We start from the raw sequence: 13,947 nt of genomic DNA, 5'->3' as shown, positions 1-13,947 counted from the left end.
ATGACAGCTTCGTCCATGCCAGGCGCCGACGCGACGCCACGCACTGCGCAGTCCACAGCACAGCAGCCCCAGCAATCCACTCTGCGCGTAGCCGCCGCCCAGATCCTCACCGGCGCAGATCCGGTCGCCAATCTAGCCGGTGCGGTCGACGCCGTACGCCGAGCCGCTGACGCCGGAGCTCAGGTCGTCGCCCTACCGGAAGCCACCCTCGCGGCGTTCGGCAGCGACCTGCGAGCAGTGGCCGAGCCCCTCGACGGCCCCTTCGCGAACGGACTGCGGAAGGTCGCCGAGGAGACCGGCGTGGTCGTCGTCGCGGGGCTGTTCGAGCCGTCGGACGACGGGCGGGTGTTCAACACGCTCCTGGCGACCGGCCCGGGCGTCGAGGCGTCGTACCGGAAGATCCACCTGTACGACGCCTTCGGCTCGCGAGAGTCAGATCTGGTTGCCCCCGGCAAGGAGCTGGTCGTCTTCGAGTTTCAGGGCGTGACGGTCGGGCTGGCGACCTGCTACGACCTGCGGTTCGCGGACCAGTTCACCGCGCTGGGACGGCTGGGCGCGGAACTGATCGTCGTACCGGCTTCCTGGGGTGCCGGCCCCGGCAAGGAGGAGCAGTGGGACCTGCTGACCCGAGCCCGCGCGTCGGACGCGCAAGCCTGGCTGCTGGCCTGCGACCAGGCCTGGACTCCCCCGGCCGGGACAGACCCGCTGGGCATCGGCCGAAGCGTCCTCGCTGACCCGCTGGGACGAGTGAACGCCCGCCTGGGCTCCGAACCCGCCCTGCTCCTGGGCACGGTCGACCCTGAGCTGGCTGCTTCAACCCGCCAACGCGTGCCAATCCTCTAGCTGGGCCGGCCACACCCAGCCCCGACCGCTGTGGACAGCAGCGCGATGGACAGCGTCGCCGCCACCGGCATCCACCGACCCGGTCGCGACAACCTGACCGTGCAGAGAGGCCATCAGCCCCACAAGTACCAGCGCGCGCCGAGATCTCCGGCCTCGTCCAGTCCGGCAACAGACTGTTAGGCGAGCCCGTTCTTCTTCTGGCGGGCGTTGTACTCGCGCATCCGCGGCGGGTACCCGACCACGGCCGCGTCGTACGACGGGATGCCCAGCTTGTTCAGGAAGTTGTGCGCCCACTCGACCGACGGCACCCGGCGACGGGTCCACTCACCGTCGACGGCCACCAGGAGCAGCGTGTACTCCGTGACGGCGGTGCGCGGCTCGACGAACCCCTCGACGCCCTGCCGCGTCTGGACGAACTCACGCAGATGCGCCTGGTCGGGAGTGTCCGACTTGCGCAACGTGCCGGGCTTCTGCCGGCGACCGAACCACTTCATGGACAAAGTGTCCCCTATCACCGCAAATTCGTCCCCGATCCAATAGGCCCCGCCCACCACGTGCCGCCGCGGCCACCCCTCGCTGCCGCCGTCCCCTCACCGGAGACGGCCACGACCGCGGCGCCACGTGGTTCCCGAACCGTCCGATCCCCCGAGGACCCCCGCCTCCGGACGGCCCGTCGTACGGGCTGCCCAGTACGACGCAGCGCCCGCCGAAGAAGTTCGGAACACCTCTCCCACCACCCCGGTGATGACCGCACGAGCCGGAGCGCGTCGCCCCCATCTCCTCGCCGGACACCGACCGGTCCCTCGGCATCCTGAGCGGACACCCTCACAAACCACACCCGCCGTACGGCGAGCCCGGGCACGACCCAACGCGCGCTCGGTGACAAGATGACGCCGGGCCGGAACTCCGCGACCCGGGGCCGCCCGCCGACCTGTTGACCCACGGAGGAACCTGTGACGACCACGGCAGACAGCAAGACCTACGACCTGGTGATTCTCGGCGGAGGCAGTGGCGGGTACGCCGCCGCGCTGCGCGCCGCCGTTCTCGGGAAGTCCGTCGCCCTCGTCGAGAAGGACAAGCTCGGCGGGACCTGCCTGCACCGTGGCTGCATCCCCACCAAGGCGCTGCTGCACGCCGCCGAGGTGGCCGACTCCGCCCGCGAGGGTGAGCAGTTCGGCGTCCGGACGACGCTCGAGGGCGTCGACATGGGCGGCGTGAACAAGTACAAGGACGGCGTCGTCGACCGGCTGTTCAAGGGCCTGCAGGGGCAGATCAAGTCCCGCGGCATCACCGTGATCGAGGGCGAGGGACGGCTGACCTCCCCGACCACGGTCGAGGTCGGCGGTACGACGTACACGGGCAAGAACGTGATCATCGCCTCCGGCTCGTACTCGCGCTCCCTGCCCGGCCTCGAGCTCGACGGCCACCGCGTGATCGCCAGCGAGCACGCGCTGACGCTGGACCGCGTGCCGGAGTCCGCGGTCGTGCTCGGCGGCGGCGTGATCGGTGTCGAGTTCGCCAGCGCGTGGACCTCGTTCGGTACGAAGGTGACGATCGTCGAGGCGCTGCCGCGGCTGGTCCCGGCCGAGGACGCCGACTGCAGCAAGACGCTCGAGCGGGCGTTCCGCAAGCGCAAGATCGCCTTCAAGACCGGTACGTCGTTCGAGTCCGTCGAGGTGACCGACAACGGCGTCCGGGTGACCGTCGCCGGCGGCGAGGTGATCGAGGCCGAACTGCTGCTGGTCGCGGTCGGCCGCGGTCCGAACACCTCCGGACTCGGGTACGAAGAGGTCGGCGTCGCGCTCGACCGCGGCTTCGTGACCGTCGACGAGAACCTGCAGACCAGCGTGCCGGGCGTGTACGCCGTCGGCGACATCGTGCCCGGGCTGCAGCTCGCGCACCGCGGCTTCCAGCAGGGCATCTTCGTCGCCGAGCACGTCGCCGGGCTGAACCCGGCCCCGATCGACGAGGTCGGCATCCCGCGCGTCACCTACTCCGAGCCGGAGGTCGCGTCCGTCGGCCTGACCGAGGAGCAAGCGCGGGCGACGTACGGCGAGGTCGAGATCCTGAACTACAACCTGGGCGGGAACGGCAAGAGCCAGATCCTGAAGACCCAGGGGTTCGTGAAGCTGGTCCGGGCCAAGGACGGCGCGGTGGTCGGCCTGCACATGGTCGGCTCCCGGGTCGGCGAACTGATCGGCGAGGCCCAGCTGATCTACAACTGGGAGGCGTTCCCGGCCGACGTCGCGCCGCTCGTGCACGCCCACCCGACCCAGAACGAGGCTCTCGGCGAAGCGCACCTGGCGCTGGCCGGAAAGCCTTTGCACTTCCACGAGTAAGTTGGTGGTGCGCCGCAACGGGCGTGTCCGCCGTGACCCGGCGGCGCCCCGTTCCGGCGGCACCGTAGGCTGACTTCGAGACCGATCGACGAAGGAGCAACGACCGTCATGCCGACCTCTGTATCCCTGCCGGCCCTCGGGGAGAGCGTCACCGAAGGAACCGTCACCCGCTGGCTCAAGCAGGTCGGTGACACGGTTGCCGTCGACGAGCCCCTGCTGGAGGTCTCGACCGACAAGGTCGACACCGAGATCCCCTCCCCCGTGGCCGGCACTCTCCTGGAGATCAAGGCCGCCGAGGACGAGACCGTAGAGGTCGGCGCCGAGCTCGCCGTCATCGGCGACGCCGGCGAGTCCACCGGCGGCGACTCGGCCCCGGCCGAGTCCACCGACGAGTCCGCGGCCCCCGCCGCCGAGCAGGCACAGGCACCGGCCGAGCAGGCACAGGCTCCCGCCGAGTCCGCCCCGGCCCCGCAGGCCGAGGCTCCGGCCGCACAGGCCCCCGCCGCGCAGCAGGCCGAGCCGCAGGCGCAGGCCCCGGCCGCGCAGCAGGCCGACTCGGCCGCGCCGCAGGCGCAGGCCTCGGGCGACGACTCCTCCAGCTCTTCTTCGGCCGAAGCGGCCTCAGCCCCCGCGGCCTCCCCGGCCGCATCGGCACCCAGCTCAGGTGGCACCTCCGTCACCCTCCCCGCCCTCGGCGAGAGCGTCACCGAAGGCACCGTGACGCGCTGGCTCAAGCAGGTGGGCGACGACGTAGCCGTCGACGAGCCGCTGCTCGAGGTCTCCACCGACAAGGTCGACACCGAGATCCCGTCGCCGGTCGCCGGCAAGCTCCTCGAGATCAAGGTCGCCGAGGACGAGACCGTCGAGGTCGGCGCCGAGCTCGCAGTCGTCGGTTCCGGCGACGCGGCCCCGGCCCAGGAAGCCCCGAAGCAGGAGCCCCCGGCCGAGGCGAAGCAGGAAGCCCCCGCCGAGCAGGCCCCGGCCGCCCAGGCACCGGCCCCGCAGGCAGCTCCGGCCCCGCAGGCTCAGGCACCGGCTGCACAGGCTCCGGCCCCGCAGCAGGCCCCGCCGGCCCAGGCCCCGGCCCCGCAAGCAGCCCCCGCCCCGCAGTCGACCCAGGCCCCGGCCGCCCAGGCGCCCGCCGCCCAAGCTCCGGCAGCACAAGCTCCGGCAGCACAGGCCCCGGCCGCCAGCTCCAACGGCTCCTCCTCCGAGGGCCCGAACTACGTCACCCCGCTGGTCCGCAAGCTCGCCGCGGAGAACAACGTCGACCTCGGCGCCGTACAGGGCACCGGAGTCGGCGGCCGCATCCGCAAGCAGGACGTCATCGCCGCCGCTGAAGCAGCCAAGACCGCCCCGGCCCCCGCCGCCGCAGCCCCGGCAGCAGCGACCCCGGCGGCGAACGCGCCGGTCAGCCCGCTGCGCGGCACCACCGAGAAGATGAGCCGGATCCGCAAGGCGATCGCCAGCCACATGGTGAACTCGCTGAAGGTGTCGGCCCAGCTGACCACGGTCGTCGAGGTCGACGTCACCGAGATCGCCAAGCTGCGCAACGCGAAGAAGAACGAGTTCTTCGCCCGCGAAGGCGTCAAGCTGTCCTTCCTGCCGTTCTTCGCGCTCGCCGCGATCGACGCGCTGAAGCAGTACCCGAAGCTCAACGCCTCGATCAACGAGGAGGCCGGCGAGGTCACCTACCACGCCGCCGAGCACCTGGGCATCGCCGTGGACGCCGAGAAGGGCCTGATGGTCCCGGTCGTGCACAACGCCGGCGACCTGAACATCGCCGGCCTGGCGAAGAAGATCGCCGACCTCGCCGACCGCACCCGCAACAACAAGGTGCTGCCGGACGAGATGGCGGGCGGTACGTTCACGATCACGAACACCGGCAGCCGCGGCGCTCTGTTCGACACCCCGATCCTGAACCAGCCCCAGGTCGGCATGCTCGGTACGGGTGCGGTCGTCAAGCGCCCGGTCGTCATCACCCACCCCGAGCTCGGCGAGACCATCGCGATCCGCCAGATGGTCTACCTGGCCCTCACCTACGACCACCGTCTGGTCGACGGCGCCGACGCGGCCCGCTACCTGACGGCAGTCAAGGCCCGCCTGGAAGAAGCCCAGTTCGACGTCTGATCGCCACCAGCAGCAGCAAGCCGACCCGCTCGGGCCTCCCAGCCCGAGCGGGTCGGCTCGTTTCTACCCCTGTCCTCCGGAGGTTCGCGTGAAGTACGTCCTGGCCGGCGCGTCCGGCTTCCTCGGTACGGCGCTCGCCCGCGACCTCGTTGCCGACGGCCACCAAGTCACCCGCCTGGTACGCCGTACGCCCGCCTCCCCCGACGAGCTCCAGTGGAACCCCGCCACCGGCCGGCTCGACGCCAAGGCCCTCATCGGCGCCGACGTCCTCGTCAACCTCGCCGGCGCGAACATCGGCCGCCCCTGGACCCCGACGTACCGCGCAACCATCCGCGAGAGCCGCGTCCGCACCACCGCCACCCTCGCCGAGGCCGCCGCCCAACTCGACCGCAAGCCGGTGTTCCTCACCCAGAGCGGCATCGGCGGGTACGGCATGGACTGCGGCGACGACCTCCTCACCGAAGCCTCCCCCCTCGGCGACGGCTTCCTCGCTGACGTCGTCCGCGTCTGGGAAGGCGCCGCCGACCCCGCCCGCGAGGCAGGCTGCCGAGTAGCTACCCTCCGTACCGGCGTAGTCCTGGCCCACCAGGCCCCCGCCTTCCAGCTCCTCACCCTCCCCTTCCGCCTAGGCGTAGGCGGCCGCCTCGGCCCCGGCACCCAGTACTTCCCCGTCGTCTCCCTCCCCGACTGGCTCCGAGCCGTCCGCCACACCGCCGAACACGACACCGTCGAGGGCCCCGTCAACATCACCCTCCCCACCCCCATCACCAACCAGAAATTCACCAAGTCCCTCGCCACCCAACTCCACCGCCCCGCCCTCATCCCCGTCCCCGCCAAGGCCCTCACCACCCTGCTGGGCGAGTTTGCCTGGGAACTCCTAGGCAGCAAACGAGCCCTCCCCACCACCCTCCAAACCACCGGCTTCACCTTCACCCACTCCACTCCCCAACAGGCCATAGCCGCAGCCCTCGCCCACTAGCCATCCCCAGCCGAAGCCCCGACTCCAGCCCGAGTCCACCTCAAAGAAGCCGGCCCTAGCGCGGGCGCCGCTCCCCGCCCCTTGGCCGCCGTCAGCCCCACACCTGCGCACCGTCGCGCTCCAAACCTCGCCATCGTCAGCGCGACACCCGCGCACCGATACGCCATCGGCCCTTCGCGGCGAGGACAAACCCAGCTGCGCATCGATCTGCCGGATGGTCTCTGGAGCAGCAGCGGGACCGCGGCGAGCGTCCGACACACACCTGCCGGGTCTGCAGTTGTCTGCCCCCGCTGCCGCGGGTGTCCTCCACACCGCTGTGCCCAAGTCGGCGTCCGTACGACGTACAGGTGAAGCGCTCGTTGTTTGGTGATGAGGTCGCCCGCGGGATTGGGATCGGCTTCATGGGATTGGGCGTGCAGTGACCCGGCAGGTGGGCAGCGGAGGAGGCCTGTGGTAGCCGACGTGGATGCCCGGGTCATCATCCAGCTGATGAGAGCTGCCGGCTCACCGCCTGCCAGCACACGTACGGCTGTCACGCGGCCAGACCGGGCACGGGGGGCGGCTGGCAAGCGGTACGGCCGGCACGCTGCTAGAAGTACCCGGCGCGGACGTACTCCGCGTCCTCGGTGATCTCCCAGCGATGCACCCGGTACCACCACAGCGGCAATGCCGTCACGAACGGCGGCCACACCACGGCGACGACGGCAGCCGGTGCGAGCGGCCAGAGCGCGGCGGGTGGCGCGGGCAGGTGGCACGCGTGCGGCTGACACGCGGTCCGGCCGGGCACGGGGGCGGCCGGCACATGGCGGGTGGCACGCGGACGGCTGACACGCGACACGGCCGGGCACGAGGGCTTGCAAGCGGTGCCGCCAGCTCCTCGGCGGCCTGCACGCGGTGCCACCCACCCGTGGGTGGCCGACTCGCGGGCTGCCGGTTTGCGGCGGGAGTTTGTTCGCGGACGAGCTGGGTCGGACGAGGCCGCAGCATGGGGCGGGCTCGTCGCTGCGTCGAGGGCACGCGGCATCGCCGCGAGGGCCGAGCAACACCTTCGGCCATCAGCGCAGCAACGTCCTGCAGCCGGAACTCGCTGCCGAAGACAGTGCCGTCCGCAGCAGCGACCGGCACAGCTCGGTCGTCCCAGCCGTCCGTCGGCGTACGCCCTCGACCTGCCCGTCGGGCAGCATCACCATTGCGTCGAGAGCGCGCATCGCCGTTGCGTCGAGAGCGCGCTCGCCGTTGCGTCGAGAGCGCGCTCGCCGTTGCGTCGAGGGCGTGCATCGCCGTTGCAGTGAAAGCGTGGGGCGGTGTTGCGTGACGGCGTGCGTCTGCGTTGCATGACGGCTTGCATCGCCGTGCGGTGAGGATGGGCGTCGCATCGCATGACAACGCTCGACGCCATTGCGGTGGAGGCGCGCCATCTTTTGTATGACGATGCTCGACGGCATTGCGGTGAAGGCGCGCGTCGCCTCTGCATGAAGGCGTGCATCACTGTCGCAGCGAGGGTGGGCGTCGCTGTCGCGGTGAGGGTTGGGCATCGCTGTCGCGTGAGGGTGGGCGTCGCCGCGGCGATGCTGGCTACGGAGGTTGAGCTGGGGTGGCCCATCCTGGGCGGGTGACCTGGGGACGGCCATGGTTCATGGTGATGGTCCAGTGGTCGTGGTGGACGTCGATGTGGTGGGCTTTGCAGAGCAGGGCGAGGTTGGTGATCGTGGTGGGGCCGCCGTCGGCCCAGTGGACCAGGTGGTGGGCTTCGCACATTGCGGGTGGGGCCTGGCAGATCACGCATCCCTTGTCGCGGGCATTCAAGGTCTGACGGATTGCTCGCGTCACGAAGCGGTGTTCGGTGCCGACATCCAGGGGCTCTGAGTTGGAGCCGAGGACCAGCGGGATGAGGCCGGCGTCGCAGGCTAGGCGGCGTACGGCGCTGGTGGACAAGGTGGCGCCTGAGGCGAGGGTGCCCGCGCCGATACCCGCTGTCAGATCGTTGAGATCAACGGTGACGGTGATGTGGGGTTTGATGTCACCGTGGGCGGGGGCGGCTGTGCCGGTGGATGCAGCCGAGGTGAGGATGGCAGTGAGGGCGTCGGCTTGCCGTTTGCCGCGGCTGCGGGGGTCGCGGGCGCCGTCGGGGGTCTGGTGGGGTTTGGCGCCGGCGAAGATCAGGGTGTGGAAGAGCTCGGCGTTGTCGCCGGCTAGGTAGCCGGCGAATTCGACGCCTAGTTCGTCGCGCTTCAGCCAGAGGGTTTCCGCGGCGAGGGCTTGGGCTTCGGGTTCGGGGCCGTCGGTGTCGAGGGTGTTGCGGATGTGTTTGCCGAGTTTGCGTAGGTCTCCTGGGCAGAGGGTCTGGGCGGCTTTGACGAGTTCGTGTTCGGCGACTTGGAGGGTCTCGACGGGGACCGTCGCGGTGGCGGGGATGCGTTCGAGGGTGGTGATGATGGCTTCGGCTTGTCCCACATGCAGCACCATCTCGCCCGCCTCGCCCGCCTCGCCCGGCGCGCCCATCTCGCCCGCCTCGCCCACGTCGCCCACGGCAGGATCGTCGGGCGCGGCTGCGCCGGAGGCTGTGGCTGTGGCTGCGGCCGGGGCTGCGGCTGGGGGCTCGCTGGTGGCTTGGAGGGCTGCTTGGACCTCCGCGTACTTCGGCAGGGCCGTGGCTAGGCGTAGGTCTCGGCGGACTTCGGTGGGGTCCAGGCGGTGGCGGACGGCGACCAGTTGGACGGTGTCTCGGGCGCCGATTTCGGCGGCGTGGCCGTTGGTGTCCAGAGCCGATAACAGCTGCAGGCGGTAGGTCTGGAGGTGGGTGAGCTGGGTTTGGACGGCGTCGAGCGCCGACAGCATTTCGCTGCCGGTCATGGACCACGGGGGTCGCTCGTCGCAGTACGTCATACGGATCAGTCTCCTGGAGGGCGCCGACAGTTTTGAGGGGATGGCCTTGTTTATAAGAGGTTTAGGCAGGGGTGATCGTGGTGATGCGCCAGGTCTTGCCGTTGGGGGTGAGGGTGATTCGGCGGGTGGTGGGTGGGCCGGGTGGGAGTTGGGTTTGGCCGGTGGGGGTCAGGGCTGTGGCGGAGATGAGGCGGTCGGTGACTCGGAGGGTGATGGTGGGGCCGGGGGTGGGCTCTTGGGTTAGGTGCTCGATGTGGAAGCGGAGGTTGGCGATTCGGATCTTTTGGGCTTGGTAGGTGGCTAGGGCTGCTCGGTCTGTGGTCCAGGGGTTGCTGCCTGGTTGGTAGACGGCGTCGAGTTCGGCGGGGTTGAGGGTCCAGAAGGCGTGGGCTCGGCGTTGGTCCAGGGCCTGGAGGGTTTGTTGCCAGGTTGTGGCGCTGGGTGAGGGCGAGGCCATGGGCGTTGGAATGGAGGAGGTTGGGGTGGTCGGGGTTGGGGTGGTCGGAGCTGGGGTTGTGGGTTTGGTGGGGGTGGGTGATGGGGGTGCTGCGGCGGCTGGGTTGGTGGTGGGGGTGTCGAGGATGCCGAGGGTGGTCAGGGCCAGGGCTGTGACTACGAGGGCGGCTAGGGCTGAGGCGGCGAGGATTCCGTAAGCGGTTCGGTGGGAGCGAGGGGCTCGGTGGGTGGTGCTGGCGAGGATGCGGTTGAGGCGGGTGGTGTTGTCGCGGCGGGCTCGGCGGGTGGTGTCTCGGCGGGGTTTTCGGCGGTTTTGAGGGCGGGGTTGGACCGTGGGAATCGCACTGGGGCTGGCGGTTGGGGCTGGGGTGGTCGGGCCTGGCGTGGTCGGGGCGGGGGCTGGTCTTGGGGTGAGAAGGGGACGGGTGGGAGCGGGTTGGGACTCGGGGGTGGAGTGGTCGGGGAATGCGAGGTTGAGAGGTGTGGGTGGGGAGAGGTCCAGGACCTTGCGGGCCAGGGTTGGGGCTGTGGTGTGGGTGAAGAGCGTGGCGGGGAACGGGGTGGTGGTACCGGCGGCCAGTTGAGTTAGAGCACCGAGGGCTGTCAGGTCGTCGGCTTGGGTCGTGGTGGGGTCCTGGGAGCGGAGGGCTGTGTCGGTGATGACGGGGCGGCCGTCGGCGTCGAAGAGGATGTTGGCGGGGGTCAGGCGGCCGTGGTGGAGGCCTTTGTGGTGGAGGACTGAGAGGGCCTCGGCCAGTGGGCTGATCAGGGTGACCAGCTCGCCTAGAGAGAGGTCGCCTCTTCGGCCTAGGAGGGCTGTGAGGTTGCCGGCGGGGACGTGCTGGCCGAAGAGGAGCCAGTCGGACTCGGACCGGCGGACTTCGATCAGGCGGGCGATGTGGGGGTGGTTGATGGCGAGCAGGGTGGTGAGGTCGCGTTCGAAGACCGTCGGGTTGGTGATGGTCGGGGCGGGGATGCGTTTGAGGACGGCGTGGCGGCCGGAGGCGAGGTCGCGGACCAGCCAGACGGTGCCGGCCGATCCGGACCCGAGCTTCCGGCGCAAGCTGTAGCCGGCGATGTCGTCGAGTGCCATGCCAAGAGGGTGCACGAATCGTCGCTGTCGGCCGTGGAGTTATCCACAGCAGGGCGTCCGATCGGGGCCTGTGGATGGTGGGCGACGTCGGGGTGAGGGTCAGGCATACACTCGAACGCGTGAGGGCTATCAAGTACGTGGAGGCCGGGTTCGGCGCCGAGGCGGTCGACTACGAGCAGGCGTGGGAGGAGCAGCGGCGGCTGCACACCGCGGTTGCCGAGGGCACCGGCGAGGACACGGTGATCCTGCTCGAGCACCCGCCCGTGTACACGGCCGGCAAGCGGACCGAGCCGCACGAGCGGCCGGTGGACGGTACGCCGGTGGTGGATGTGGACCGGGGCGGGAAGATCACGTGGCACGGGCCGGGGCAGCTCGTGGCGTACCCGATCGTGAAGCTGGCCTCGCACGTGTACGTGGTGGATTACGTGCGGCGGCTGGAGGAGGCCTTGATCGCGGTGTGCGCTGAGCTCGGCGTACGGACTGGGCGGGTCAAGGGGCGTAGTGGGGTGTGGGTTCCGGCCGATGAGCGTGGGCGCGAGCGGAAGATCGCGGCGATCGGGATCCGGGTGGCGCAGGGGGTGACCATGCACGGGTTCGCGTTGAACTGTGACAACGATCTGGCGTGGTTCGACCGGATCGTGCCGTGCGGGATCTCGGACGCTGATGTGACGACGTTGTCCAAGGAGCTTGGGCGGGACGTGAAGGTGACCGAGGTGCTGGCGGCGGTACGGCGGGAGCTGGATCGGATGCTGGCGTGGGACGAGTACGAGCGGACGCCGGATCTGGAGCATGTGGATGAGGCGCCGGCGGGGATTACGTACGGGTTGGCTGTTACGCCGTAAGTAGTTGGCTGGTGTGTGTCGTGCGGGGGCGCTGGTGGCGTCTCCCTGCGGGGGACGTCACTGACCTCTCCCCCTGGGTCGGATATTGGTGCGCAGATCTCTGCGGTGGCCGGTACTTGTTGGTCTGACGGGTGGCGGGTCTCGCGGGTGCGTGGATGCGCGGATGGCTGGCGCCTGGTGGTTCGGCAGGGGGGTTGTCGTGGATGCACGGGTGGCTGACGCCAGGTGGTTCGGCGGGGGTGGTTGTCGTGGATGCACGGGTGGCTGACGCCTGATGGTTCGGCAGGGGTGGTTGTCGTGGATGCACGGGTGGCTGACGCCTGGTGGTTCGGCGGGGTTGGCGGTTCTCGCGGATGCGCGGGGTGGCTGGTGCCTGATGGTCCGGCGCTGGTGATGGAAGCGTGGATGCGCGGGTAGCTGGTGCCTGTTGGCCGCCGGGTGGCAGTTCTCGCGGATGCGCGCGGTGGCTGGTGCGTGTTGGTCCAGCGCTGGTGACGGATCCGCAGATGCAGGGCGTCTGGTGGTCCGGCACGGGTGACCCCCATCGCGGATGCGCGGGTAGCTGTTGCCTGTTTGGTGCGGCACCGGGGCGCCGGATGGTTGCTGGTTCGGCAGGGTGGTGGTTCTCGCGGATGGGTGGGCTTGGCGGTGGGGTGGCGGTTTGCGGGGGTGCGGGGTGGGGGTTGGTCGCGGAGGGTGTGGGGGTGGCTGCTGGGCGTCGGGTGGGTGGCTGGTGGGCCTGGATTTATGGGGTTTTGAGGTTCGGTGACCGGCTGTAGGGGAAGGTCGGGCGGGGCGCCGAAGTGTCGTCGCTGTCTGTGGGGGAAACGTCGCTACGGTGGGGACGTGTCCAAATTCCTTGGTTTCCTTCTCGGGATCATCGTGGCGTTGGCGGGGCCGGCCGCGTTCGGAGTGCTGACGGCCGACGGCGGGATCGAGCTGAACGCGAAGGAGATGGCGCTTGCCTATGGCATCGGAGCGCTGATCTTCTGGGCTGTGGTGTCGTACTTCTCCGGGGCGGCCGCGCTTGGTGCCGCGCTCACGTTCGGCGCGATGATCTACGCGGTGCATTGGATCCCCAACCGGACCACGAACTTCCTGAACGACGTCCCGGGCGTGACGACCGGCATGATCGACGGGGTCAAGGCGTACACGCTGAACGGCGTGGTGCCGATCCTCGCGGTGATCTCGCTCGTGTACGCCGTGCAGCTGATCGTGCAGTCGGTACGGCGGCGCCGGCGGGAGCGGGCTGAGGCCGAGCGGCGCCAGCGGGAGCAGGAGCTCGCGCAGGCGCAGCAGGAGGCTGAGGTCGCGGCTGTTTATGCGCCGCCGCCGGCTGCTGCTGAGTATGCGCCGGCTGGTGGGGACAACCGGTTCCAGAACTTTGGGAACACGAACTACGACGACCTGTTCGACGAGGAGCCGGCGCCGGTGCAGCCGCGGAGTCAGGCGGACGAGCACACGATGCAGTTCGCTGAGGCGGACGCTCGGGCCGAGCCGGAGAACACGGCAGTTGTCGGTGCGGTGAGCAACGATGCGGTGAGCAACGACGCGGACGAGACGGTGCAGGTGGCGCCGGAGCGGGACGAGCCGGAGCGCGTTGAGCCGCAGCAGGCTGAGGCGCAGCAGGTTGATCCCGATGAGACGCAGGTAGTTGCTGCCGGCGAGGACCCGCGGGCTGACGAGACGCAGGTTGTTGGCGCCGCAGAGACCGCGCGGACCGACGAGACGCAGGTAGTTGCTGCGGGCGCGAACCAGCAGGCTGAGGAGACTCAGGTTGTCGCGGCTGACTCGGACGCTACGCAGCAGGTGCCGGTGGATCGGGATGAGACGCAGCAGGTGCCGGTGGCCGAGGCGCCGCGAGCTGTTGAGGACGACAAGGACGATGAGCCGCCGGCCGCTGCTACGCCGACAGCCGCGGCGGCAGGGGCTACTGCGATTGGAGCGAGCGCAGCGCCTGTAGCAGCCGCACCGCCAGTGGTTGAGGCTCCGACGGAAGCAGCACCCAAGGCCGAGGCCCCCAAGGCGGAAGCGCCGAGGGCGCAGGAGCCGCCGGTGCAGGAGCCGAGAGCGCAGGCCCCGCAGCCGCAGGCGCAGGCCCCGCAGGTGCAGCAGCCGCAGGCCCCGCAAGTTGAAGAGCCCAAGGCGCCGGAGCCCAAGCTGGAAGCACCCAAGGCTGAGGCTCCTCAGGCCCAGGCCCCCAAGAACCCAGGCCAGCAGTCGTTCATGCGGCCCAAGGAAGAGGTCGGCCAGCAGTACCGCGAGCGGATGGACGACCCCGAGGACACTGGGGAGTTCTTCGTCGGGCAGTTCAGACCAGCAGGAGCTTAAAGAAAGAAGAAGGCCCGGCCGCTTCCCAAGCGGCCGGGCCTTCTTACG

11 protein-coding genes are annotated in these 13,947 nt (G+C 70.0%); 6 read left to right on the top strand and 5 right to left on the bottom strand.

The window, feature by feature from the left end; all coding sequences use genetic code 11:
• Positions 1-843 carry a carbon-nitrogen hydrolase family protein gene (locus ACYVIO_RS21310; RefSeq protein ID WP_460652598.1) on the top strand — a complete coding sequence of 281 codons (843 nt, stop codon included), beginning with the start codon at positions 1-3 and terminating at the stop codon, positions 841-843.
• A 176-nt stretch (positions 844-1,019) separates the two neighbouring features.
• Here ACYVIO_RS21310 and ACYVIO_RS21305 read toward each other — a convergent pair whose 3' ends face one another.
• A complete protein-coding gene (locus tag ACYVIO_RS21305; protein WP_460652597.1) occupies positions 1,020-1,337 on the bottom strand; it encodes a hypothetical protein in 318 nt (105 codons plus the stop codon).
• 459 nt (positions 1,338-1,796) lie between these two features.
• On the opposite strand from ACYVIO_RS21305, the gene lpdA reads away from it, so the two are divergent.
• From lpdA to ACYVIO_RS21290, 3 genes are all read left to right on the top strand, one after another.
• Positions 1,797-3,182, top strand: a complete 1,386-nt coding sequence (gene lpdA, locus ACYVIO_RS21300) for a dihydrolipoyl dehydrogenase (protein WP_460652596.1) — start codon at positions 1,797-1,799, stop codon at positions 3,180-3,182.
• A 108-nt stretch (positions 3,183-3,290) separates the two neighbouring features.
• On the top strand, positions 3,291-5,312 hold the full coding sequence (sucB, locus tag ACYVIO_RS21295) for a 2-oxoglutarate dehydrogenase, E2 component, dihydrolipoamide succinyltransferase (RefSeq protein ID WP_460652595.1): 2,022 nt from the start codon (positions 3,291-3,293) through the stop codon (positions 5,310-5,312).
• A gap of 88 nt (positions 5,313-5,400) precedes the next feature.
• On the top strand, positions 5,401-6,291 hold the full coding sequence (locus tag ACYVIO_RS21290) for a TIGR01777 family oxidoreductase (protein ID WP_460652594.1): 891 nt from the start codon (positions 5,401-5,403) through the stop codon (positions 6,289-6,291).
• 589 nt (positions 6,292-6,880) lie between these two features.
• Here ACYVIO_RS21290 and ACYVIO_RS21285 read toward each other — a convergent pair.
• The 4 genes from ACYVIO_RS21285 to ACYVIO_RS21270 form a co-directional block, all read right to left on the bottom strand.
• Positions 6,881-7,093, bottom strand: a complete 213-nt coding sequence (locus ACYVIO_RS21285) for a hypothetical protein (protein WP_460652593.1) — start codon at positions 7,091-7,093, stop codon at positions 6,881-6,883.
• A gap of 253 nt (positions 7,094-7,346) precedes the next feature.
• Positions 7,347-7,499 carry a hypothetical protein gene (locus ACYVIO_RS21280; RefSeq protein ID WP_460652592.1) on the bottom strand — a complete coding sequence of 51 codons (153 nt, stop codon included), beginning with the start codon at positions 7,497-7,499 and terminating at the stop codon, positions 7,347-7,349.
• A 367-nt stretch (positions 7,500-7,866) separates the two neighbouring features.
• Positions 7,867-9,177, bottom strand: a complete 1,311-nt coding sequence (locus ACYVIO_RS21275) for an HNH endonuclease signature motif containing protein (protein WP_460652591.1) — start codon at positions 9,175-9,177, stop codon at positions 7,867-7,869.
• Between the two features lie 61 nt (positions 9,178-9,238).
• Positions 9,239-10,726, bottom strand: coding sequence for a serine/threonine-protein kinase (locus ACYVIO_RS21270; RefSeq protein ID WP_460652590.1), 1,488 nt, complete (start codon positions 10,724-10,726; stop codon positions 9,239-9,241).
• A 119-nt stretch (positions 10,727-10,845) separates the two neighbouring features.
• Between ACYVIO_RS21270 and lipB the strand changes: the two genes are divergently transcribed.
• Positions 10,846-11,568, top strand: a complete 723-nt coding sequence (gene lipB, locus ACYVIO_RS21265) for a lipoyl(octanoyl) transferase LipB (RefSeq protein ID WP_460652589.1) — start codon at positions 10,846-10,848, stop codon at positions 11,566-11,568.
• Positions 11,569-12,414: 846 nt separating this feature from the next.
• Positions 12,415-13,899: a hypothetical protein gene (locus ACYVIO_RS21260; protein WP_460652588.1), complete on the top strand. Its 1,485-nt coding sequence runs from the start codon at positions 12,415-12,417 to the stop codon at positions 13,897-13,899.
• Positions 13,900-13,947 lie beyond the last annotated feature (48 nt).

Source organism: Kribbella endophytica, assembly GCF_054781295.1.
This window is presented reverse-complemented; position numbering and strand designations above follow the sequence as displayed.

What these genes read in the sequence shown, in the direction of transcription:
- ACYVIO_RS21310 (WP_460652598.1), top strand. Translation starts at nt 1, where the DNA reads ATGACAGCTTCGTCCATGCCAGGCGCCGACGCGACGCCACGCACTGCG.
- sucB (WP_460652595.1), top strand. Translation starts at nt 3,291, where the DNA reads ATGCCGACCTCTGTATCCCTGCCGGCCCTCGGGGAGAGCGTCACCGAA.
- ACYVIO_RS21305 (WP_460652597.1), bottom strand. Translation starts at nt 1,337, where the DNA reads ATGAAGTGGTTCGGTCGCCGGCAGAAGCCCGGCACGTTGCGCAAGTCG.
- ACYVIO_RS21275 (WP_460652591.1), bottom strand. Translation starts at nt 9,177, where the DNA reads ATGACGTACTGCGACGAGCGACCCCCGTGGTCCATGACCGGCAGCGAA.
- ACYVIO_RS21280 (WP_460652592.1), bottom strand. Translation starts at nt 7,499, where the DNA reads ATGCGCGCTCTCGACGCAATGGTGATGCTGCCCGACGGGCAGGTCGAG.
- ACYVIO_RS21270 (WP_460652590.1), bottom strand. Translation starts at nt 10,726, where the DNA reads ATGGCACTCGACGACATCGCCGGCTACAGCTTGCGCCGGAAGCTCGGG.